At 61.0% G+C, this 23,402-nt stretch carries 20 protein-coding genes; 8 read left to right on the top strand and 12 right to left on the bottom strand.

Translation table 11 applies throughout. The features are described from left to right. On the top strand, positions 1-591 hold the full coding sequence (locus FHT87_RS14810; protein ID WP_183732305.1) for an EipA family protein: 591 nt from the start codon (positions 1-3) through the stop codon (positions 589-591). Positions 592-720: 129 nt separating this feature from the next. Further along, on the top strand, positions 721-1,881 hold the full coding sequence (locus FHT87_RS14805) for a hypothetical protein (protein WP_183732307.1): 1,161 nt from the start codon (positions 721-723) through the stop codon (positions 1,879-1,881). A 5-nt stretch (positions 1,882-1,886) separates the two neighbouring features. Here FHT87_RS14805 and FHT87_RS14800 read toward each other — a convergent pair whose 3' ends face one another. Both FHT87_RS14800 and FHT87_RS14795 read right to left on the bottom strand, forming a co-directional pair. Next, positions 1,887-2,711 carry an RNA methyltransferase gene (locus FHT87_RS14800; RefSeq protein WP_183732309.1) on the bottom strand — a complete coding sequence of 275 codons (825 nt, stop codon included), beginning with the start codon at positions 2,709-2,711 and terminating at the stop codon, positions 1,887-1,889. A 7-nt stretch (positions 2,712-2,718) separates the two neighbouring features. Next, positions 2,719-3,111 (bottom strand): hypothetical protein, encoded by a 393-nt coding sequence (locus FHT87_RS14795; RefSeq protein WP_183802915.1) that lies wholly within the window; start codon positions 3,109-3,111, stop codon positions 2,719-2,721. A gap of 42 nt (positions 3,112-3,153) precedes the next feature. Here FHT87_RS14795 and FHT87_RS14790 point away from each other — a divergent pair, with 42 nt between their 5' ends. Continuing rightward, positions 3,154-4,179, top strand: coding sequence for an RluA family pseudouridine synthase (locus FHT87_RS14790; protein ID WP_183802912.1), 1,026 nt, complete (start codon positions 3,154-3,156; stop codon positions 4,177-4,179). Between the two features lie 13 nt (positions 4,180-4,192). Here FHT87_RS14790 and FHT87_RS14785 read toward each other — a convergent pair whose 3' ends face one another. After that, positions 4,193-4,354 (bottom strand): entericidin, encoded by a 162-nt coding sequence (locus FHT87_RS14785; RefSeq protein WP_183732317.1) that lies wholly within the window; start codon positions 4,352-4,354, stop codon positions 4,193-4,195. A gap of 269 nt (positions 4,355-4,623) precedes the next feature. On the opposite strand from FHT87_RS14785, the gene rpoH reads away from it, so the two are divergent. After that, on the top strand, positions 4,624-5,532 hold the full coding sequence (gene rpoH / locus FHT87_RS14780; protein ID WP_183732320.1) for an RNA polymerase sigma factor RpoH: 909 nt from the start codon (positions 4,624-4,626) through the stop codon (positions 5,530-5,532). Positions 5,533-5,621: 89 nt separating this feature from the next. On the opposite strand, the gene FHT87_RS14775 is transcribed toward rpoH, so the two are convergent. Together FHT87_RS14775 and FHT87_RS14770 are read right to left on the bottom strand one after the other, a co-directional pair. After that, entirely contained in the window at positions 5,622-8,000 is a 2,379-nt protein-coding gene (locus tag FHT87_RS14775) for a hypothetical protein (protein WP_183802909.1), read from the bottom strand. A 60-nt stretch (positions 8,001-8,060) separates the two neighbouring features. Further along, positions 8,061-9,359: an adenylosuccinate synthase gene (locus FHT87_RS14770; RefSeq protein WP_007815162.1), complete on the bottom strand. Its 1,299-nt coding sequence runs from the start codon at positions 9,357-9,359 to the stop codon at positions 8,061-8,063. A gap of 200 nt (positions 9,360-9,559) precedes the next feature. Here FHT87_RS14770 and FHT87_RS14765 point away from each other — a divergent pair, with 200 nt between their 5' ends. After that, on the top strand, positions 9,560-10,477 hold the full coding sequence (locus FHT87_RS14765; RefSeq protein WP_183732326.1) for a DMT family transporter: 918 nt from the start codon (positions 9,560-9,562) through the stop codon (positions 10,475-10,477). Here FHT87_RS14765 and FHT87_RS14760 read toward each other — a convergent pair. Beyond that, complete coding sequence (locus tag FHT87_RS14760; RefSeq protein ID WP_183802905.1) at positions 10,474-11,322, bottom strand: GNAT family N-acetyltransferase; 849 nt, start codon at positions 11,320-11,322, stop codon at positions 10,474-10,476. The two genes, FHT87_RS14765 and FHT87_RS14760, sit on opposite strands and share 4 nt — an antisense overlap. Before the next feature lie 268 nt (positions 11,323-11,590). After that, positions 11,591-11,929, bottom strand: coding sequence for a hypothetical protein (locus tag FHT87_RS14755; RefSeq protein WP_183732332.1), 339 nt, complete (start codon positions 11,927-11,929; stop codon positions 11,591-11,593). A gap of 264 nt (positions 11,930-12,193) precedes the next feature. Here FHT87_RS14755 and FHT87_RS14750 point away from each other — a divergent pair, with 264 nt between their 5' ends. The 3 genes from FHT87_RS14750 (at position 12,194) to FHT87_RS14740 (ending at position 13,928) form a co-directional block, all read left to right on the top strand. Then, positions 12,194-12,403 (top strand): KTSC domain-containing protein, encoded by a 210-nt coding sequence (locus FHT87_RS14750; protein ID WP_183732335.1) that lies wholly within the window; start codon positions 12,194-12,196, stop codon positions 12,401-12,403. A gap of 128 nt (positions 12,404-12,531) precedes the next feature. Further along, positions 12,532-13,371, top strand: a complete 840-nt coding sequence (locus tag FHT87_RS14745) for a DUF6030 family protein (RefSeq protein ID WP_183802902.1) — start codon at positions 12,532-12,534, stop codon at positions 13,369-13,371. A gap of 356 nt (positions 13,372-13,727) precedes the next feature. After that, positions 13,728-13,928: a KTSC domain-containing protein gene (locus FHT87_RS14740; protein WP_183732340.1), complete on the top strand. Its 201-nt coding sequence runs from the start codon at positions 13,728-13,730 to the stop codon at positions 13,926-13,928. A gap of 134 nt (positions 13,929-14,062) precedes the next feature. Here FHT87_RS14740 and FHT87_RS14735 read toward each other — a convergent pair whose 3' ends face one another. The 5 genes from FHT87_RS14735 to FHT87_RS14715 form a co-directional block, all read right to left on the bottom strand. Beyond that, positions 14,063-15,874 carry a GGDEF domain-containing phosphodiesterase gene (locus FHT87_RS14735; RefSeq protein ID WP_183802899.1) on the bottom strand — a complete coding sequence of 604 codons (1,812 nt, stop codon included), beginning with the start codon at positions 15,872-15,874 and terminating at the stop codon, positions 14,063-14,065. A 131-nt stretch (positions 15,875-16,005) separates the two neighbouring features. Continuing rightward, complete coding sequence (locus FHT87_RS14730) at positions 16,006-17,790, bottom strand: IlvD/Edd family dehydratase (protein WP_183802896.1); 1,785 nt, start codon at positions 17,788-17,790, stop codon at positions 16,006-16,008. Next, positions 17,787-18,698, bottom strand: a complete 912-nt coding sequence (locus tag FHT87_RS14725; RefSeq protein WP_183802894.1) for an NAD(P)-dependent oxidoreductase — start codon at positions 18,696-18,698, stop codon at positions 17,787-17,789. Before FHT87_RS14725 ends, FHT87_RS14730 begins: the two co-directional genes overlap by 4 nt. Before the next feature lie 153 nt (positions 18,699-18,851). Next, positions 18,852-22,049 carry a multidrug efflux RND transporter permease subunit gene (locus tag FHT87_RS14720; protein WP_183802891.1) on the bottom strand — a complete coding sequence of 1,066 codons (3,198 nt, stop codon included), beginning with the start codon at positions 22,047-22,049 and terminating at the stop codon, positions 18,852-18,854. A gap of 118 nt (positions 22,050-22,167) precedes the next feature. Beyond that, positions 22,168-23,358, bottom strand: a complete 1,191-nt coding sequence (locus FHT87_RS14715) for an efflux RND transporter periplasmic adaptor subunit (protein WP_183732356.1) — start codon at positions 23,356-23,358, stop codon at positions 22,168-22,170. Positions 23,359-23,402: the final 44 nt, after the last annotated feature.

The raw sequence follows: 23,402 nt of genomic DNA, 5'->3' as shown, positions 1-23,402 counted from the left end.
ATGCGCCTCCAATTTCTCGGAAGATTTATCGGCTTCTGCAAGTTGCTGACCGCTATCATGGTATCGTCGATGATGATTACGGGACAGGCCGCAGCGCAGCAGAACAACGGCCAGTACACGGTGCAGGAAATCGTCGATGCCGGTCACTCCTTCTTCGGCGAGACCAGCGGCGGCCTTGCCAAGGTCGTTGAAAGCGCCTTCCAGAAATACGGCCTGCCAAACGGCTACATTCTCGGCCAGGAAGGCGGCGGCGCCTTCATCGCCGGCCTCACTTACGGCGAAGGCCAGCTCAATACCAAGAATGCCGGCGAGCACCCGCTTTACTGGCAGGGTCCGTCTCTGGGTCTCGACTACGGCGGCCAGGGCTCGCGCGTCATGATGCTGGTCTACGACCTGCCCTCCATCGACTCCATCTATGCGCGCTTTGGCGGCGTCAGCGGATCCGCCTATGTCATCGCCGGCTTCGGTATGACGCTTCTCAAGAACAACAATGTTCTGGTCGTGCCGATCCGCACGGGCGTCGGCGCCCGCCTCGGCATCAATGTCGGCTATCTGAAAGTCACGCCGAACCCGACCTGGAACCCCTTCTGAAAAGCTGAAATCGGCGCTAATATCCTTGGGAATATGGTCTTGCCGGTGCCCGCAGCCTTGCCGATGCGCCTACTGCGTGCTTAATCAACCGGACTGACCCGTATCAACCTTCGAATCGATGGCCGCGCCGTGATCGAATATGCTCTCTTGTTCGGATTGGGCTTCCTGACCGCGGCCTTTCTCGTCTTTCTGGTCTCGCCTGCCGTCCACCGCCGCATCGTCTGGTATACTGAAAACCGCCTCAAGGCGACGATGCCGCTGAGCCCGCAGGAAGTGCGGGCTCAGAAGGATATGGTGCGCGCCCTCTACGCCGCTGAAAACGCCCGTACTGCGCAGGACCTTCATCGCGAACGCGAGAAGTCGCTTTCCCTGCAGCTTCGCCATGATTCCCTTGCCGTCGATGCCGGCAGGCTTGCCTCGGAAGTCAATGAGGCGCGCGCGCAGATCGGCGAGATGCAGGTGGAGGCTGCAGAACAGCGCTCACACCTGCGCAAGGATGAGAACTATATAAGCCAGTTGAAGACGAGCCTGCACATTGCCGAACAGGCGGGCGCCAACAAGGATGCCGAGCTGGAAACGCTGCGTGCCCGGCTTTCCAGGCTCGCGGAACAGACCGACAATCTGAAGATCGACCTTGCCGCGCGCGATACTGAGGCCGAGAGCCTGAAGTTCCGCACCAATGCCCTGCGCGACGAACGCGATACGATGCGCCAGGACATGACCGTACTGCAGAAGCGCGCCAAGGACGCCGAACAGAAGCTCAGCCAGCAGCAGCACATGGTCATTCGCCTGGAAGACAAGGCCGCCCGTGAGGCCGCCTCTGCCGCGGACAAGGAAGCCCTGCTCGGCCGCCGGCAACAGGAAATCGCCAAGCTGAAGGATCAGTTGAAGGCTGCCAATGCCGAACTCCGCAAGGCAGCCAAGGTGCTGCGTGATGCCGGCCTCTCCAAGGCTATTGCCGATCTGCCCGCCGAAACGACCGGTGAAGCAGAAACCTCTGAACTCGATCTCTCTGCTGTGACAGCGCAGATGAGCGACAATGTGCGCCGACGCAGTGCAGCACTTGCCGACCATCTGCAGAAGGCAAGAAACAATACCGGCCGTGATGGCGCTCTTCGCGAGGAAATCACCTCGATCGCCGCCAACGTGGTAGCGCTCACGGCGCTCAAGGAAGGCCCGTCCTCTCCGATCCTGCCCCTTCTGCCCGATGGCAGGGAGAAGAAGGGTGCAAACGATCGTGTGAACCTCGCGGACCGCGCAGCTGCTGTTATCGCCGATCCGCAGCGCTGAACCCGTCAGATACGCGCCATCGCCGAAGATATGGCAAAGAGCGCAATGCCCGTCGCCGTCGCCACGTTGAGACTATCCAGCCCTTCGGACTGCGGAATGTGTGCGCTGCGGAAACGGGAAAGCACCGCCTCTGGCAGCCCCTCGCCCTCGGTACCGACGACGAGCGCCATGCGATCAGAAGCCGGTATCTGCCGGATATCCGTCTCGCCACGTGGGGAAAGCGTCCAGATCGCAAAGCCGCGCTCGGCAAGACCAGAAAGAAGAGCGAGCGCATTGCCGCCGCGATGATAGGGCATGCTCAAAACCGAACCGACGGAAACGCGTAGCGCCTTGCGATAGAGCGGGTCACAGCAGGTCTCGTCGAAGAGGATCGCATCCGCCTTGAAGGCAGCGCCGTTGCGAAACATCGACCCCGCATTGTCGTGATTGGAAATGCCGCAACCGACGAGCACCAGCGCCTGCTCCGGCAGCGTATCGAGGAACACGGTTTGCGCCGGCTGTTCCCGGCGACCGAGCGCTAACACACCGCGATGCATGTTGAAGCCGACAATGCCGTCAAGAACATCGGCGTCCGCCACATAAACGGGCACGTCGTCGGGAAAGCGGTCGAGAATTTCCGCCACGCCGTCGAGCCGGTTGCGGAGCAGCAAGATCTTCTCCGCCGAAAATTCTCTGCCTGAGGCATGTGCCTCGGCGAGCATGCGCAACACGACCGTACCCTCGGCGATAAAGCGGTTCTGCCGGCCCGTCAGGTCGCGCTCGCGAATATCACGAAATTCCACAATACGCGGATCGTCGGCGCTTTCGATCGTGAGGGGCTGTCCGGCCATACCGGCCTCAATTGCCCGACAGCGTGATGTCAGCCACGATGCGGCTCGTTTTGATATCGAAGACTAAGGCCTTGCGCCTGCCGTTGACATCTGTGCCATAGAACAAGATCTGCCCGCCTGAAAGCGACGTCTGCTCGATCTTGAAGCCAAGCGGCAGTGAGGCCGTCGCACTCACCGGCGCGTCAGAGGGAACGCTGGAAGAGCCTGCAGATGCTGTGGTCTGGGAGGGTTCCGCGCGCGTCACCTTATAGACAACGGCGCCGAAGACCGCCATAAGGCTCACGAACATGATGGCGCCTGAGACGATCTGCAGGCGAACCATCTTGCGCCGGACATTTTCCATAGCCGGGTCGAGGGGCTTTTCTTCCTGCTCGTCGTCGGCTGGCTCGAATTTCGTCATCTATGGCGTCCCGTTCTAAAAATACGTCGGAGAAGAAGCGTCTTGAGCGACCCCTTTAAACAAGCAGATGACAATAGAAAAGTCCTGACCGCCGACGAGACAGCCGAAGGCCGCCTCGACGCATGGCTGACCGCGCAGGTTGGCGAGGAATTTTCCCGCAGCCGCATCAAGGCGCTGATCAAGGACGGGCAGGTCTTTTTGAAGGGCGCGCCGATTACCGATCCGCAACGGAAGGTGCGAGCCGGCGACAGCTACGAGATCACCCTGCCCGAGCCCGAAGATCCGGCCCCGAAGGGCGAGGACATTCCGCTCGATATCCTCTACGAAGATGAAGACGTCATCGTCATTTCCAAGCCGGCTGGCCTCGTCGTCCATCCCGGCCCTGGCAACTGGACGGGCACGCTCGTCAACGCGCTGATCCACCATTGCGGCGATACCCTCTCCGGCATCGGCGGTGTGCGCCGCCCCGGCATCGTTCACCGCCTCGACAAGGATACGACCGGCGTCATGGTCGTCGCCAAGAACGATATGGCGCATCGCCATCTCTCGCTGCAGTTCGCCGATCACGGCCGCACCATGCCGCTGGAACGCGCCTATCAGGCGATCGTCTGGGGCCGTCCGCGCTCGCTCTCGGGAACGATCGACGCGCCGCTCGGCCGTGCCACCGGCGACCGCACCCGCCGCGCCGTCAAGCGCCCTGAAAACGAGAGTGCCGACGAGGCGATCACCCATTACGAAGTGCTCGAGCGCTTCCATGAAAGCCCGGATGCGAGCGCGCTTGCCTCGCTCGTCGAATGCCACCTGGAAACCGGCCGCACGCACCAGATCCGCGTCCACATGGCCCATATCGGCCATCCGCTGCTGGGCGACGCCGTCTACGGCGCCGGCTTCAAGACCAAGGCCAATCTTCTGCCCGACGAGGCCCGCAAGGTCGTCAAGGCTTTCGACCGCCAAGCGCTGCATGCCTACATGCTGCAATTCGAGCATCCGCGCACCGGCGAGGTGATGCATTTCGAAGTGCCGCTGCCGGATGACATGGTGGAGCTAGCTGACGCCCTGCGCGGATGAGAAATGGCGGCTGCTATTTCTTGGAGCCAGCACTCAGGACCCGATGCGTGGCATTGTCGAGAGCGTGGCTGGTGTCGCGCCCGTCCTGCGCCAGTCCCCTGGCGGTGTTCCCACAGGATGAAAGAGCGGCCGAAAGCGAAAGCAGCAGGATGACGGCAAGGGCTGGTCTGATCATCTGGTTCCCCTCATCAAAGCGGCTGGGCAAGAGTGCCACCGTCACTGGAAAAATGCGGCAGCTGTCGGTAAAATCAATGCCCCTTGTTGGCTCCGGCAAAGGCCGGATAACACCCTCGTGAACGCCGAGGCGACCTTGAATCGCTGTTTCGCCATACTTATTTGTAAATAGACTTATTGCGGGCTTGGAGAGAGCCGCATGTCCCGGTTTGCCTTTAACGCGAGGGCGCGTTCCATCGGGAACCGGAATCCATATAAGGAGGGTGCATCATGGCCCGAAATAACTTGCCGTCTATTACCGCCGGCGAAGCCGGTCTCAATCGTTACCTGGACGAAATCCGTAAATTCCCGATGCTGGAGCCGCAGGAAGAGTACATGCTCGCCAAGCGTTACTCCGAGCACGGCGATCGCGACGCCGCCCACAGGCTCGTAACCAGCCATCTTCGCCTCGTCGCGAAGATCGCCATGGGCTATCGCGGCTACGGCCTGCCGATCGGTGAAGTCGTGTCGGAAGGTAACGTCGGCCTCATGCAGGCCGTCAAGAAGTTCGATCCGGAACGCGGTTTCCGTCTCGCCACCTATGCAATGTGGTGGATCAAGGCCTCGATCCAGGAATATATCCTGCGCTCATGGTCTCTGGTGAAGATGGGTACGACCGCCAACCAGAAGCGCCTGTTCTTCAACCTGCGCCGCCTGAAGGGCCGTATCCAGGCCATCGATGACGGCGACCTGAAACCGGAGCATGTGACCGAGATCGCGACAAAGCTGAACGTCTCCGAGGAAGAGGTCGTTTCGATGAACCGCCGCCTTTCCGGCGACGCTTCGTTGAACGCGCCGATCAAGGCCTCCGAGGGCGACAGCGGCCAGTGGCAGGATTGGCTCGTGGACGACCACGATAGCCAGGAAGACGTGCTGATCGAGCAGGACGAGCTCGATACCCGTCGCCGCATGCTGGCCAAGGCCATGAGCGTGCTGAACGACCGCGAACGCCGCATCTTCGAGGCTCGCCGCCTCGCCGAAGATCCGGTAACGCTGGAAGACCTTTCGGCCGAGTTCGACATCAGCCGCGAACGTGTCCGCCAGATCGAAGTCCGCGCCTTTGAAAAGGTGCAGGATGCGGTCCGCAAAGAAGCGCTGGAGCGTGCCAAGGCCGTGCGTGTGGTCGAAGCCACCGCGTAAGCCGATTGTGTCTGCATGAAATCAAAAAGGCGGGTCCTTGTGGCCCGCCTTTTGTTTTGCGCGCTTTTTGAGCTCCGAAAGCACCAGCCTTACTGGCTGGTGGAGAGGTCCCCGAGCGCAGTCCATTCCTTGATCGCCGTGGTAAAGGCATTCCCGCCGGTAGCGCCCTTCTGCATGGTCAGCAGCGCACGACGGCCGTTGCGGTAGGTGATTGGAATGTCGATCCAGTCGCGGGTGCCAAGCAGATCCAGATTGGCCTTGCGCGCATCCGGATAGTCGTTGAGCGCGATCATGTGGAAATCGTCGGTAATCTTGGCGGGCACGGCAATCAGCGGATCGCCGCGATCCTGTTCCGTGCGCTTCATCGAGATGCGCTGGACACTGTCGATGCTGCCCCCCTCGAAATTCGGCGGAACGGAGAATACGATCTCGACGAGATGGCTTGCCGGCAGCGACGGGTCGGAATTGCGCTTGAAGGTCAGGAGAGCAGAAAGGTTACGCTCCGGCACGGTGACGTTGCCCTGCACGGTGGCTTCCTGCCGGCCGTCTTGCCCGGCTTCATGCTGTATGGTCCAGACAATCGAACCTTCGATCGCCGTCGGCGAGCTTTCGCCGATCCGCTCTTCGTAGAGGAACATCTTTTCCGTGGTGCCGACTGGCGCATTCTGCGCCGGTGCAGCCACCGGACCATTCGGCGTCAGATTTTCGGCAGGCGCAGCATCGGACTGGACGCTCGGCGTGCTGGTATCGGCTGCAGCGACATTCTGCTCAGCAACCGACTTGCCTTCCGCCGTCGGCGTACCCGGCATTGCTGCCGCGCCGCTATCGACTTCTGTGCCATCGGCGAGCAGCCGCTGGGTGAACTTGGTATTGGCGGCCGAGCCGTCCAACGAGGCAACTTCCTGATTGGGCCGCGCCGGGGGCACCGCGGCACCCTGATTTGCCGGCGGCGTCGTGGCCGGCGTACTGCTCGGCGGCACCGGTGTTGTCGCCGGCGTGGCAGTTTCGTTGCGCACGGCTTGTGACGGTGCGGAGCTGACGAGGCCGTCGACCATCTCCTTCACCGCCTCGCGGTTCATCCAGCCGGCATAGGCACCACCACCGATAATGCCGAGCGTAACAAGGATCGCCAGAATGGTCCCAATGCCGAAGCGGCGACGCTTCGGCTCCATGCGGAAGCTCTTGCCCTGCATCTTGGAAGCAACGATCTGGTCCAGATCCATCGGCGGGTTGCCGTCGTCGTCATCGGCAACAGCAGCGTTGCGGCGGTCGTAACCGCGCAGCGCGCGCGCCTCACGCCAGCCTTCGCCTGGCGCGGCCGGTGCTGGAGCCGCAGAGCCGGAACCATTGCCGGCATGCACTTCGGCGAAGATATCGACGTCGTCGAAATGAGCCGAAGCCGGTGTCTTCTTGCCCGTGCCGGCCTCGATCGGCGGCAGATCGTCGAAAGCGGCCGCTTCCCAGGAGAAATTCTCCTTGGCTGCCGGCATGACGGCCGGCGAAGCGCCGTTTCCGAGCGTCGAGATGACCTCATCGAAAGCGCGTGCCGAAGCATCGGCGGGAACAGCAGGCGCAGCCTCGGCATAGGACTGGAGTTCTTCGCGCGCCCATTCGGTCTCGGCTTCCTGTGGCGCAGGGGCCGGCGTTTCCGCAGCCGGTTCGGACCACATGCGATCGAAATGCGCCGCCGCATCCGCAACAAGCGGCTCCTCGCGTGTATGCTCGACGAATTTCTCCACTTGCGGCGGCGGCTCGAAATCGGCCATCGGCTCTACGAGCCGGTTCGACGCACGCTCCATGCCGCGTGGAACCGGCTGTTGAATCTCTTCGTGCCGAAGCTCTTCTTCCACTTCGTGAACGGTTTCGGCCACCGGCTCGGCAGCGACCTCTTCGGGCAGCTGCTCTTCCGGATAGTGCTCTTCTGCAGGCTCATGAACGCGCCCGGGCTCGGCATGAATGTCTGCCTGCTCCGGCGCACGCCATTCCTCTGCTGGAGCCTCTTCCTCATGAGGCGGATGCCACTCGGCATGCTCGGGCACTACCTCTTCGGCGGAAGCGGCCGCATGAACGACCTCTTCCGGTTCGGCGGGCTGCTGCTCGGGGGCGGGATGTTCGGCTTCCTGCTGCTCATGGCTTTCATCAGCAGAGGCTTCGGTAACAGGCGCTGCCTCTGCGACAGACTCGTGTTCTAGAGCAGGTTCCTCTTGGGAGATCTCGGGCTCCGGAACGGCTGCGACCAGCTCTTCGACATCAGCGGCTTCTGCATGCTCGGCCTCGACGTCACGGATTGCGGCCTCGAGCTTGTCCAGCTGGCGTTGCAGCATGGCTTCCGGCGGACGCGGCTTCATGTTCTCGAGCTGCCGCTGCACAGCGCCGCGCGCACGCTCGTAGACCTTCACCCGCATCTCGGGCGTATTTTCAGACAGGCCGTCGACTGCCCGCCGAATAACTGCAATAAAATCCGCCATCAGTACTTTCTCAAGAAGTCCGGCACACTCCCGAACGGTCGCCCTAGGTGACCCGCGACATTAATCCTCAAACGGATCGGTCACAAGTATGGTGTCGTCACGCTCAGGACTTGTGGAAAGAAGCGCGACAGGCGCCCCGATCAGCTCTTCGACCTGGCGAACATATTTGATCGCCTGCGCCGGCAGATCCGCCCAGCTGCGGGCGCCGACCGTCGATTCCTTCCAGCCTTCCAGCGTAACGTAGATCGGCTCGACGCGAGCTTGCGCCGCCTGGCTTGCCGGAAGATGGTCGATCTGTTCGCCATCGAGCATGTAGCCGACGCAGATTTTCAATTCATCAAGGCCGTCGAGCACATCGAGCTTTGTCAGCGCAATCCCGCTGATGCCGTTGGTGGCGACCGACTGGCGCACGAGTGCGGCGTCGAACCAGCCGCAACGGCGCTTACGGCCCGTCACCGTGCCGAATTCGTGGCCCTTCTCGCCGAGGAACTGACCGATCTCGTCCGTCAGCTCGGTCGGGAACGGACCTTCGCCGACGCGCGTCGTATAGGCCTTGGTGATGCCGAGGATATAGCCGAGCGAACCCGGACCCATGCCCGAACCCGCAGCGGCCTGACCGGCCACGGTGTTGGACGAGGTCACGAAGGGATAGGTGCCGTGATCGATATCGAGCAGGCTGCCCTGCGCACCTTCGAAGAGGATGCGGGCGCCCTTGCGGCGCTGCTTGTCAAGGAACAGCCAGACCGTATCGCGGAAAGGCAGAACGCGGTCGGCGATCGACGTCAGTTCGTCCATGATCGTCTGGTGGCTGACTTCGGCAACGCCCAGACCACGGCGAAGTGCGTTGTGGTGGGTCAGGATGCGATCGACCTTGCCCGGCAGGGCTTCGAGATCGGCGAGATCCATCACGCGGATGGCGCGGCGGCCGACCTTGTCCTCATAGGCCGGGCCGATGCCGCGCCGCGTCGTGCCGATCTTGGTGCCGCTGTTGGATGCTGCATCTTCTCGGTAAGCATCGAGCTCGCGGTGCAGGGAAAGAATGAGGGTCGCGTTGTCGGCGATGCGCAGATTTTCCGGCGTGACCTTCACGCCCTGCGCTTCCAGCCGGCCGATCTCGGCGATCAGCGCATGCGGATCGACGACGACGCCGTTGCCGATGACGGCCATCTTGCCGGGGCGCACGACGCCGGAAGGCAAGAGCGAGAGCTTGTAGCTCGTGCCGTCGATGACGAGCGTATGGCCGGCATTGTGTCCGCCCTGATAGCGCACAACGATGTCAGCGCGTTCCGAAAGCCAATCGACAATCTTGCCCTTGCCTTCGTCACCCCACTGCGAACCGACTACGACCACGTTCGTCATCAAACTCTTCCTGTTACCGGCGGAGAACCGCACACCTGCTCAAACCCGCGCATCTATAAAGCTTTGTTTTTGGGAAAGCGACCCTGTTGTCACAGCAGATTCGGCTTTTTACGTGACAAATCAGCCGCCGGCAGGCTAAGCCCGGTCATAAAAGCCTGCCAGCGACGACCCAAAGACGACAGAGACGGGAAGATCACCCTTTGCAAGCCACAGCCTATATCTGCCTCGTCATTGCAACTCTTTGCTGGGGCGGAAATGCCGTTGCAGGCAAGCTGGCGCTCGGCCATGTCAGCCCGATGATGCTGACCTTCCTGCGCTGGTTCCTGGCAGCAGTTCTGATCGCCGCCGTTTCGCTGCCGCGGTTGAAGAAGGACTGGCCGGTGGTGCGCAAAAACCTGCCCCTCCTCTTCTTCTATGGCGTGATCGGCTACACGACCTTCAACGCCATGCTCTATTCGGCCGTGCAGTACACGACGGCGATCAATGTCGCCATCGAGCAGGCCGGCATTCCCATGCTGATCTTCCTGCTGAATTTCGTCTTTTTCCGCACCGGCGTTTCGCTGGCCCAGGTCGTCGGTTTCGGCATGACGCTCGTCGGCGTAGGACTGACGGCGGCCCATGGCGATCTCGTCACCCTGCTGCAGCTCAGCCTGAACCGCGGCGATGCGCTGATGCTGATCGCCGTCGCCGCCTATGCCGTCTATACGATCTTCCTGCGCTGGAAGCCTATCGTCGACTGGCGCACGCTGATGGCAATCCCAGCTCTCGGCGCGGCGCTGACCGCCCTGCCCTTGCTCTTGTGGGAAGCCTCCCGCGGCGCGGCCCAATGGCCTGACGCAGAAGGCTGGGCGATTGCCTTCTACACGGCGATCTTCGCTTCCCTGCTGGCGCAGATACTTTATATCAGAGGCGTCGAGGAAATCGGCGCCAATCGCGCCGGCCTGTTCATCAACCTCGTCCCGGTTTTCGGCACGCTGCTGTCCGTCGCCCTGCTCGGCGAAACGCTGCAGCTTTTCCACATGATTGCGCTGGCGCTGACACTCGGCGGCATCGCCATCGCCGAAAAGGGACGTCCGAAGGCTTCCGCAGCCACGGTGCCCGCTTCGCCTGTCGACTAACCAAGCTCCAGTGTCGTCACGCCATAGACGTTCTTCAGCGGGATTTCCGGCGCCGGACCGCGATACATGCGTGCGGTTTCCATGACCGGCTCGAGCCCCACGCTTTCCGCCAGCGAGATCGCCTCGGCATTGGCAGCGGGGATATCGATAAAGATCGACGCGCCGTGCGCCTGGGGGATGAGGCCGGCCAGAAGGGCGGCGGCACTGTCCGCATCACTGGCGAAAAGCGGACCGATCTTATAGCCTTCATAACAGCGGCGGATCGTGCCGTAACCGCGGATCTTGCCGCTCTTGCGCACGACGACCGAACTGCGCCCCTTGCGGCCCGTGCACCAGGCGGCAAGGAAAGCCGCACGAGGCTGCGGAAAAATGCCGCTGTCGTATCGCACAAGGCCTTCGAGCCGCGCATCGGGAACCGGCTGCGCGACGAGCGACGCCTGCGGCACCGATGTCGGCACGCCGCCATAGCGGATTGTCGTGTAGGCGGCGTCGAAACCGGCTTTGCGATAGGCTTCCTGCTGGGCGGCAACGCCATCGAGACCGATCGTACGGTCTCCCGCCGAAGCGATGCCGGCGTTCCAGATCGCCTTGCCGAAACCCCGGCCACGGAAATCGGGATGCACGATGTAAAGACCGAGGAAGGCGAAGGTATCGCCATATTTGACGACCGAAATGGAGCCGACCGGCACTTCGCCGATGGCACCAACGAAAAATCCGGAAGGATCGGCTTCATGGAATGCGATCGCATCGTCGAGGCCTGGATTCCAGCCCTCCTGACGTGCCCATTCCAGCGCAAGCTCCAGTTCACCGGGCCGCATGGAACGAACGGCAAATTCCGAATTCATGCAACCTTCCCAGATTGAAACCCGCAAGTCCATTCCGCGATCCACCAAGCAATCGTCAAGTCGATTGTCAATGTGCTCAGACCGGTCATGATGAACTCGCGTTCATGGCTTGAACGATGCGTGTCGTCGTTTTTCAATACAATGCAAAAGAACTTCGACCCCGCATTACCATGAAACAATGTAATTGCAATCTCAAGAAAATTACTGCGCCCGCAAGATGCTTCCGACGGGCGCAAATCGAAAGAGGGCAGCATCAAGTATTTAAGCTTCAGCGCAGAAGCGGACCCAGCGCTTCGGCAGCACCGATGGTCTGAGCAGCCTGGGTCAGAACGCTGTCGAAAACGAAGCCGACGGCAATGGTCAGCTGCCGCGAATAGGCTTTCAGCTCATATCCCTCGCTCTCGACCTGAGCCGGAGCGTGCAAAGCGAAAGGAACGTTCGGGCGAACGAAGCCGGCGCTCGTGGTCAACGGCTCCTCCGGCATATGACCGATGGCCGAGGTGTACATGAGGTCGCGGCCGAAACCACCCGGGCCAAAAGCAAAAGCCGACTGGCTTGCGGTCGATACAGTGATTGCGAGCGTCGCGGCAAGAAGAAGTCTGCTCATCTTGAAGTCCCCGTTTTCCAGGCGGCCGGGCGATGTCTGCCTGGCCGCAGCGCCGGTCGCATCTGTCCATGCCCGGCCGCTTTCATGAGGGTCACTCTACATGCCAGTATTTGCAGGGTTTTTAAGCCGATCCGTACAATTTTATTGAAACGCGATTTTTAGACTGCCGCTCTTCAAGCAGAAAACAATCTTTACCATACGCCTTGACGGGATCTTCGCATCCCTACTTCTAAGGTGCCTCAAAACGAAACAGGGGCAAAAACGATGCACGAAGTTCCAGTCAAATCCAGGATTATCCAGAACGTCTATTTCAGCCAGGAGGATGGGCGCCTGCGCATCTGCTTCCGCAACGGTGAAGAGCGCCTGTTCGAAGGCGTACCGGCCGACGACGTCAATACGATGGTGACGGCACCCTCGCCGGGTCAGTATTACATCGACCGAATCAGAAAACAGTACCGTCGCATCGCAGCTTAACGTGGCTCGATATTTTTTCCGGCGTGGCTTTAAATCGAATATGTCACGCTCCGGTCGAGATCGATTGCCACATCGGCGCGAGCCTTATAAATGATGACTTCCGTTGTCCGAGGTCTCGCGAACTGACGATGCCATCGTCTGATCAGAATATGAAACTGGCGCCGCAGCCGCGAAAGGGCCGCGCCGTCATGTGGCTGCTGATTGTTCTGTCCGTTTCGATAGTTGGCGCAACGGTGCTGCTGTCGAATGACATGCGGCACCTGAAGTCGCTGGCCCACTACTTCGGCATAGAGCTTTTCCCGCCCGCGGCACCTCCACCTCCCCCACCGCCCAAGATCTTCCGCCGCACCGAACCCGTCAGCATCAAGATCGCGCCGCGCATGTTCGACCCACCGCAGCCGGCGCTCGCGAGTGTTTTCCTGCGCACCTGGCGGATTTCCGGCCCGGCCATGTGCGAGGCACTGCGTTCTGCCGGCATCGAAACAAGCGAATGGGCGGAAACGGCCTTCAATTCCGATACGTTCGAATGCTCCTACGAACATATCTATAAGAAGGAGAAGGACCACGTCGTCAGCTCGCTCTTCCTCGTCGTGCGCGGCAATGGCAGAGGCACGATTACGAGCATGCGCGTGAAGCTCGTCGGTCCCGCGACCGACGGCAACGGACAGCTTGATCCGAGCATATTGCGCGTCTTCGAGACCATGCTGACGCAGCCGGCGTGGCTGGATTTCCATGATGCGCTGGCGGCAATCCGCAATCTCAGGGATGTGAAGGAGGAAGGCTTCGGTGCCCTCATCAACTTCACTCAGGAATATTCGCGGCCGGGCGCCTTCAACTTCACGCTCCTGCTTCAGGAGACCTCCGCCCAACAGCGCCGCACAAAGGATTATTTTTCCCCTAAGACCTGGTTGCCCGCGCCCAATCCCTCCTGGCAGGTGCCGGAACTCATCTTCTGGCGACGCGCCTGATCATTTCGCGCTGGCAACGAGCTGCACCTCAGGCATGTCGTTGAGCAGCCCGGCAAGATCCTGACCGTCCCGCCGGCAGAATCACCCGCGAGGACATCCCATTTCAAGGCCGGACGAAGCGCTCTGAACGCTCGCTGAAGGAGCATTGTTCCGCTGCAGGTTGCGCTTAATGGTCATAATGCTTTCGGGCTAATTTAGCGCGTCAAACTTCAGACGCATTTAACTCAAAATAGGTGCGGCCAAGCTCTTTCGATCCTTGACTTGAATCGGCCAGGGATTAGCTTTGACGCTGTCTTGAACCGCTCGTCGGATCCAGCAGCCACTTCTCTCGCGCTAAACACTTCGGGGAGTACCGCATGGAAACTAGACTGCAGTCCAAACTCATTGAAGCGATCAACTACAAGCGCGAGACCCGACACCTCACGCTCTATCTGACCAACGGCCAGCGCCGTCATTACGAAGATGTCCCTGAAGGCATCGTCGTCGGACTCGCCGCAGCTGCTTCTCCTGGTGACTTCTACATGAGCCAGATCCGGGGCCGCTTCCGCACGACCTGAAAGTACGGCACGCACCCAAGGCGTGCCGTCTCGGTGCATTGAGGATTACTTCGACGCATTCAACAGCTGGGCCATTCGCAACCGAGATTGGTTCTCTTCCATTCATCGATTGGATTTATACGGTCTGAGAAATCTCAGCCGGCCACACTGCGCGATTTGCCGTTGTGGCCGGTTGGTGCAAGAAGGCGCCCCGTATCGGCGGCGCTTGAGGGATAGCCGAGCGCAAAGCCCTGCAGGCTGTCGCAGCCGAGCCACGACAGCGTCACGGCATGAGCTTCGGTCTCCACCCCTTCGGCGATCACTTCTACACCGAGAGCCTTGGCGATTTCGACGATCGATCCGACCACACGCCTCTGCTCAGCCGATTCCACGACATCGGTGACGAGTTGGCGGTCGATTTTAAGTCGCTTCGGTTTCAGTCGTACCAGGCCGATGAGCGAGGCATGACCGGAACCGAAGTCATCGATCTCGATATCGATGCCCATCTGCTTGATGAGGTCGATATTGGCGAGGAATTTCTCATCGCAATCGTCGAGGAAGATCGTTTCCACCAACTCGAAGACGATGGCGCCCGGCGGAATAGCGAGCCGGCGCAGCTTGTCCAGCAGAGCTGGATCGGCAAGACGCGCAGGCGAGATATTCACGGCGATTCGCGGCACACTGCAACCCATGGCCTGCCAGGCGGCGCGATCTTCGAGCGCGCGCTGCAGGACCATGGCATCGATCTCTGCGGAAAGCCCATATTCGTCGGCAATGCGGAGGAAGACGCCCGGCGCAAGCACGCCCTTTTCCGGATGGTTCCAGCGTGCCAGCGCTTCCAGTCCGGTGATCTCGCGGGTGCGCGCATCGAGCTGAACCTGATAGTAGGGAACGACCTGACCCTGCTCCAGGGCTTGAGCGAGATCCTCGGCGAGGCGGCGCCTGCCCCGCAGGTCTTCCTGAAGCTGCCGGCTGAAAAATTCGATACGGTTGCGGCCGAGTTTTTTCGCCTGATAGAGTGCCAGATCGGATTCAGCGAGCAGATTGCGCGCCCGCCTGTCGCTGCTCCAGGATACGCCGATAGACGCGCCGGATTGTAGCATCTCCTGCCCGAAACGGATTTTCTTCCGCAATCGCCGCTGCACATCCTCGACGATAGCCTTCAGTTCGTCGAGGCCGACGAAGTTGATCAGCACGATGACGAATTCGTCACCGCCGACACGCGCCGCCATCCCATTTGCGGGAATGGCAGCGGCGATTCTGAGCGATGCCGCCCGCAACACGGCATCGCCGGCGGCGTGACCATGGCTGTCATTGATCTGTTTGAACTGGTCGAGATCGAGATGCAGAACGGCAAGCGTGGACACGCTCTTGTCCGTTGGCAGCCCGGCAAGCCGCTTGTCGAGCAGACGCCGGTTCGGCATCCCCGTCAGGTAGTCGTGGTCGGCCACATGCTCGATCCGCGCATTGCTTTCCTCAAGTGCCTGCGCCCGGGTCTCCGCCACCATCTTCTGCTTGCCGAGTTCGGCATTGAGCAATACGTCAGATGTCACGTCCCATTCCGCGCCGATGAAGGACGGAGTACCTTCCTCATCGACGTAAAAATGTGCACGCGACCTTAAATGCCTGATCTCTCCACTCGGCAGGATGATGCGAAACTGTGAGTCATAGGCACCGCGGGCGGCGACCGCTCGCTCGAAATCCTGCTCGGCCCGTTCCCGGTCCTCGGGATGCAAGGCATTCGACCAGAACCAGGTCGGCACTGTCCGATCCGCCTGGCCGGTACTATACAGGCGATGCATCTGCGCATCCCAGAGAATAACATCCCTGTTGATGCTGTGCTCCCACACACCGATCTGCGAAGCGTCCAGCGCAAGCTCCAGTCTCCGGAGAAGATTCTGGAACTCTCGCTCGGATCGCGTTGGTTTGTTCTCGGGCAATTCGGTTTCAGCCTTCGAAGCCTGCAAAACTCATAGTATAGTCGCAAGCCCCCATTAATGAAGCCTTTTCAGAAGTACCGAACTAGTTACTAGGTGAACTGTTCGTTACGACTGCCTCCTTTTCGATCAGTATTGTTTTAGCCGGAGAATACCCTCAATCAGTGATTGTGACGTGGTGGATTCTTGGCAATCTGCCGGAAGTCAGATGCCCCCTCGATGACAGCACCGTCCGAGAGCTGCGTCACCGAATTGCGGTAGATGCGCTGCCACGGCGTCGCATCGGTCGGTACTGGCGGAATTCCGTCGCCCTTGCGCCGCTCGATTTCGGCATCGTCGACCAGCATGTCGCAACGCCCATGGTTGAAATCGATGCGGACCATGTCGCCCGTCCGGAGCCAGGCAAGTCCACCGCCGGCGGCACTTTCGGGCGAAGCATTGAGGATCGAGGGGCTGTCCGAAGTGCCGGACTGGCGCCCGTCACCGATCGTCGGCAGGCTGTTGATACCACGCTTCAAGATATGATCCGGCGGCTGCATGTTGACCACTTCGGCAGACCCCGGCCAGCCGAGCGGACCGGCGCCGCGGATGACGAGGATCGTGTTCCCGTCGATACCAAGCTCCGGATCGTTGATGCGCTTGTGGTAATCTTCGGAGCCATCGAAAACGACGGCCTTGCCTTCGAACACGCCTTCGCGGCCCGGTTCCTGCAGATAACGCTTGCGGAAATCCTCGGAGACGACGCTCATTTTCATAATGGCGAAATCGAAGAGATTGCCCTTGAGCACAAGGAAACCGGCCCGCTCCTTCAAAGGCTCGTTGTAGGGCTTGATGACATCGCGGTCGCGCGCCTCACGTCCTCTCAGATTCTCGGCCATGGTCTTGCCGGTGACGGTGCGACAGTCCCCGTTCAGCTTATCCGCCTGCAGCAGCTCCCACATGACCGCAGGCGTGCCGCCGGCACGATGGAACTTCTCGCCAAGATAGGCCCCTGCCGGCTGCACATTCGCCAGCAGCGGAATGTCAAAGCCGTGCACCTGCCAGTCATCAGGATAAAGCTCGACGCCCGCATGTTTCGCCATGGCAGCAAGATGCGGCTGAGCGTTGGTCGAGCCACCGATTGCAGAATTGGTCTTGATGGCATTGAGGAAGGCGTCACGCGTCAGGATATCCGACGGCTTCAGGTCTTCGAACACGATCTCGACGGCGCGACGGCCGGTGCGATAGGCCATCTGGCCGCGTTCGCGATAGGCGGCGGGGATGTTGCCACAGCCCGTCAGTGACAAGCCGAGCGCCTCGGCCAGCGCATTCATTGTCGAGGCCGTGCCCATCGTGTTGCAATGACCGACGGAGGGTGCCGAATCGAGCGCCGTCTGCAGGAATTCCTCTTCGTCGATCTCGCCGGCCGCAAGCTTCCGCCGTGACTGCCAGATCGCCATCCCGGAGCCGGCAAGCTTGCCCTCGTGCCAGCCATCGAGCATCGGCCCGCCCGACAGAACGATGGCGGGAATATCAACCGTCGAAGCCGCCATGATCGCCGAAGGCGTTGTCTTGTCGCAGCCCGTCGTCAGCACGACACCGTCGAGCGGATAGCCGTAGAGGATTTCAACGAGGCCGAGATAGGCGAGATTGCGGTCGAGTGCTGCCGTCGGGCGCTTGCAGTTCTCGAAGATCGGATGGGTCGGAAATTCAATCGGGATGCCGCCCGCATCGCGGATGCCGTCACGAACGCGCTTGGCCAATTCGATATGGACGCGGTTGCAGGGCGTCAGGTCGCTGCCGCTCTGGGCAATGCCGATGATCGGCTTGCCAGACCGCAATTCCTCGGGCGTCACACCGTAATTCATGAAGCGCTCCAGATAGAGTGCCGTCATGTCGATATGATCGGGATTATCGAACCAGTCCTGCGAACGCAGGCGGCGTTTGGCGGTCTCGCTATCGGTCATCTCTTTCCTCCCGGTCGGGCATTCCTGTCTTCGAGATGGAGCAACAGGGCACTGTGATCCGTCTCACCGTTGCCTTTAGCAACAAATTCGGTGAATTCGGCATGCACCGCTTCCGTCAGCGGCAGCGTGAGGGACAAGGCCTTCGCCGTCGCCATGACCGCGTCGAGATCTTTCAACTGATTGGCTGAAGAACCGCCCGGCGCGAACTGCCGGTCGATCATGCGTTTGCCGTGGATTTCCAGAATGCGGCTGTCGGCAAAGCCGCCGCGCACGGCATCCCGGAACGCTGCCGGCGAACCACCGCCTGCCTCAATCAGCATCATCGCTTCTGCGACAGCGCCGATCGTCACTGCAACGATCTGCTGGTTGGCGAGCTTGGCAAGCTGCCCTGACCCATCAGGCCCGACATGGGTGACGCGCCCCATCGGCGCAAAGACATCAGCCAGTTCGGTAATGACGGAAGCATCCCCGCCCGCCATGATGGCAAGCGTCCCGGATGAGGCCCCGATCACGCCGCCGGAAACCGGCGCGTCGATATGGCGGATACCCCGTGCGGCAAGCTTCTCCGCATGCGCGCGCGCGAAAGGCGGCGCGATGGAACTCATGTCGATGACGACAGCGCCTGGTCTCATGGCCTCGACAGTGCCCATGTCGAACAGCACCTGTCCTACGGCCTGAGCATTGGTTAGCATGGAGATGACGATATCGGCTGCAGAGGCGGCTTCGGCGGGCGCGGAAGCGACATTGGCGCCATCGCTGGAAAGAGCCTCCGCCTTGGCGCGATCACGGTTCCAGACAGTGACGGAAAAGCCTGCGCCAAGCAGTCGCCGCACCATCGGCGCCCCCATGAGCCCGGTGCCGAGGAAAGCGATCTTGCGCTTTCCATCGTCTTTCGATGCGTGTGTCACCCAGCCCTCCCCGAACTGTTGCCTGCCCTTGATAATCTCCTCACCTCAGCATGCAACCGTTTTGATGGACGTAACGCATTTTTTGTCGGAGCGCTCAAAAACGAAACGGGCGAGGACTAAGGTCCCCGCCCGATTTACCCGACAAAGGAGAGGTTACTCCGCAGCGACCTTCATATGGTCGTCTTCGTCCTGCGGATGATTGTCGTTGTGCTGGATGAGCGGACGGTTGCCCGTCATCCGGCGCAGGAGCACATAGAACACCGGCGTCATGAAGATACCGAAGAAGGTCACGCCGATCATACCCGAGAACACCGCAACGCCCATGGCCGCGCGCATTTCCGAACCGGCACCAGTCGAAGTGACGAGCGGCACGACGCCCATGATGAAGGCCATGGAGGTCATGAGGATCGGGCGCAGGCGCAGACGGCTTGCCTCGATTGCGGCTTCCCGCGGCGTCCTGCCTTCGAACTCCAGTTCGCGGGCAAATTCCACGATCAGGATCGCGTTCTTGGCCGATAGACCGACAAGGACGACGAGGCCGATCTGCGTGAAGATGTTGTTGTCTCCACCGGTGAGCCAGACGCCCGTCAAGGCGGCAAGAACACCCATCGGCACGATCATGATGATCGCCAGTGGCAGCGTCAGGCTCTCATACTGGGCAGCGAGCACCAGGAAGACGAGCAGCAGGGCGAGCGGAAAGACGACGACGCTGGAGTTGCCGGCAAGGATCTGCTGGTAGGTCAGGTCGGTCCACTCGAAGTCGATGCCGGCAGGCAGCGTCTCATTCAGGATCTTTTCGATCGCAGCCTGTGCCTGCCCGGACGAGAAGCCCGGAGCCGGACCACCGTTGATATCGGCAGCGAGGAAGCCGTTATAACGGTTCGCACGTTCCGGACCTGTACTTGCATCCACCTTCAGGAGAGCTGCGAGCGGAATCATCTGGCCCGATGCCGAGCGAACCTTCAACTGACCGATATCTTCCGGCTGAGCACGGAACTTGGCATCGGCCTGTACACGAACGCTGTAGGTGCGGCCGAAAGCGTTGAAGTCGTTCACGTAGAGCGAACCGAGATAGATCTGCAGCGTCTGGAAGACATCAGTGACGGAGACTCCAAGCTGCTCGGCCTTGGCACGGTCGAGATCGGCATAGAGCTGCGGCACGTTGATCTGGAAGCTGGAGAACAGGCCAGCGAGTTCAGGCGTCTGATAGGCCTTGGCAAGCACCGCCTTGGTCGCCTCGTCAAGTGCTTGGTTGCCCAAGCCTGCGCGATCCTCGATCTGCAGTTTGAAACCGCCCGTCTGGCCGAGGCCGTTGACCGGCGGCGGCGGGAACATGGCGATGAAGGCATCCTGGATGGCGCCGAACTTCTGGTTCAGGGCCATGGCAATTGCCCCGCCCGAAAGATCGGGCGTCTTGCGCTCCTCGAAATCCTTTAACGTCACGAAGACGATGCCGGCATTCGACGAGTTGGTGAAGCCGTTGATCGACAGGCCCGGGAAGGCGATCGCGTTGGCAACGCCCGGCTGCGCCAGGGCGATGTCGGTCATGCGCTTGATGACGTCTTCCGTACGGTCCAGGCTTGCGGCATCCGGCAACTGGGCAAAGCCGATCAGATACTGCTTGTCCTGCGACGGCACGAAACCGCCCGGCACCGTATTGAAGATGCCGTAGGTCGCTCCGACCAGCGCAAGGTAGATCACCATGACGATGCTCTTGCGCGACACCAGACCACCGACGCCCTTGCCGTAGGCGTTCGAACCGGCGCCGAAAGCGCGGTTGAACCCGCGGAAGAACCAGCCGAAGATCGCATCCATGAACCGCGTCAGCCAGTCCTTCGGCGCATGATGCCCCTTCAGGAGAAGGGCGGCGAGAGCCGGAGACAGCGTCAGCGAATTGAAGGCTGAAATGACAGTCGAGATCGCGATCGTCAGCGCGAACTGGCGATAGAACTGACCCGACAGGCCGGAGATGAAGGCGAGCGGTACGAAGACCGCGACGAGTACCAGCGCGATCGCGATGATCGGGCCGGAGACTTCCTTCATGGCCTTGTAAGTCGCCTGGCGTGGACTGAGCCCGGCCTCGATGTTGCGTTCGACGTTTTCAACGACGACGATCGCGTCGTCCACGACGATACCGATCGCCAGCACCAGGCCGAAAAGGCTGAGCGCATTGATCGAGAAGCCGAACATATACATGACCGCGAACGTACCGATGATCGATACAGGAACGGCGATCAGCGGAATGATCGAGGCACGCCATGTCTGCAGGAACAGAATGACGACGAGAACGACGAGCGCGATGGCTTCGAGCAGCGTATCGATGACCTTCTCGATCGAGGCGCGAACGAACTTCGTCGTATCGTAGACGATCTCGTACTTCACGCCTGTCGGCATGGCCAACTGCAGCTCATCCATGGTCGCACGGACATTGTCGGCGATCTCGATGGCGTTCGAACCCGGCGCCTGGAGAACGGCGACAGCGACAGCCGGCTTGCCGTCGAGCAGCGAACGCAGCGTGTAGTCGGCGGCACCGAGTTCGATCCGGGCAACGTCGCGCAGGCGGGTGATTTCGCCATTGGCGCCCGTCTTGACGATGATGTTGCCGAATTCCTCGGGCGTGCGCAGACGGCCCTGGGCATTCACGTTGAGCTGGAGATCGACCCCCGGCTGGCTGGGAGAGGCGCCGATGATACCGGCAGCAGCCTGGACGTTCTGTGAGCTGATCGCGTTGCTGATGTCGCTGGCGGCAAGATTATGCTCGGCAGCCTTCTGCGGATCGATCCACACGCGCATCGAATAGTCGCCGGCGCCGAAGACCTGCACCTGGCCTACGCCGGCGATGCGGGCGAGCCGGTCCTTGATGTTCAGCGTCGCATAATTGCGCAGATAGGTGATGTCATGGCTGTTCCCATCGGAAACGAGGTTGACGACCATGATGAAGTCCGGCGAGCTCTTGACCGTGGTAATGCCGAGTGCACGAACTTCCGCCGGCAGGCGGGGTTCGGCCTGCGACACGCGGTTCTGAACGAGCTGTTGCGCCTTGTCCGGGTCGGTGCCGAGCTTGAAGGTGACCGTGACGTTCAAAACGCCGTCCGATGTCGCCTGGCTGGACATGTAGAGCATGCCCTCGACACCGTTGATCTGCTCTTCGAGCGGTGTGGCCACCGTTTCGGCAATGACGGTCGGGTTTGCGCCGGGATAGGTGGCGCGCACGACGATCGACGGCGGCACGACCTCGGGATATTCCGAGATCGGCAACGCCCTGAGGCCGATCAGGCCGGCGACCACGATGAGGACCGAAAGAACACCGGCAAACACCGGGCGGTCGACAAAGAATCTGGATATGTTCATTTTAAAGCCCTCTCCGGGGTGAACATGGATGCAAAATCCCTCTCCGGCGGTCTGAAGGCTCGCCGGCGGGTCATGTTATTTCGGCCAATGGCCCCTCCCTGAAGGAGGGGACTGCATCTTACTGAGCGGTCGCGACCTTCTCTTCCATCTGAGGTGCGACGACTGCACCCGGACGGATGCGCTGCAACCCATTGACGACGATTTTGTCGCCGACCTCGAGGCCGCCTTCGATCACGCGTTGGCCATCGAACAGCGAGCCGAGCTGGATCTGCCGGTAATTGACCTTGTTCTCACCGTCGACGACGAAGACAAACTTCTTGTCCTGGTCGGTGCCGACGGCCCGGTCACTGATGACGATCTTGTTCTCGGCCTTCGGCTGGCCCATGCGCACTCGCACGAACTGGCCGGGGATCAGCCTGCCACCGGGATTGTCGAAGACTGCCCGCACGGCAATGGTGCCGCTGGCAGCATCGACTTCGTTGTCGACGAGCTGAAGCTTGCCCTTGATCGGCGTTCCCTCATCGGCAAGCGTGCCGATTTCGACCGGGATCTGTTCAACCGCCGGCAATGCGGCGTCAGTTGCCGGAAGCTCCGAAAGAGCCTTCGTGACCATCTCTTCGCTCGCGTTGAAGCTTGCATAGATCGGATCGACGGAGACGAGCGTCGTCAGCTCAGGCGAGGCCGAGCCGGCGGCGACAATATTGCCGACCGTGACCTCGATCTTACCGATACGGCCGGAAACCGGTGCGCGAACCTGCGTGTAATCGAGATCGAGCTGCGCGGACTGGAGAGCCGCCTGTGCCGAACGCAGGCTCGCCTGGGCTTCGGCCAGCGTGCTCTGGCGCTGGTCGAGATCGCTCTGCGAGATTGTACGGTTGTCCGAGAGACGGCGTCCACGATCGAGTTCCGTCTGTGCCAGGCTGACCTTGGCTTCAGCCGAAGCGACCTGGCCCTGGGCCTGGGCGACGGCTGCCTGATAGGGGGCAGGATCGATGGCGAAAAGCAGGTCGCCTTGTTTCACCAAGGCACCTTCACGGAAATGCACGGACTGGATGGCACCCCCAACGCGGGGGCGGATCTGCACACGGTCGATAGCCTCAAGACGACCGGAGAAATTCTCCCAGTTCGTCACATCCCGGCTGGCGACGACGGCAACCGTCACCGGCACAGCGGGCGGCTGCGCAGGTTCGGAGGCGGCCGTGGCGGTTGCGCTCATCGGCAGTTCGAAAAAGATGGCAGCGGCCGAAACGGACGCAGCAACACCCAGACCGGCGCCCACCAGGGCCCAGCGCTTACTTCTGGACGTCATTGGTACTCTCCTTGCGGCCCCGAATGGCCGTAAAAAATCAGTTC

This window comes from Rhizobium sp. BK316, from assembly GCF_014193695.1.
Classification (GTDB): domain Bacteria; phylum Pseudomonadota; class Alphaproteobacteria; order Rhizobiales; family Rhizobiaceae; genus Rhizobium.
This window is presented reverse-complemented; position numbering and strand designations above follow the sequence as displayed.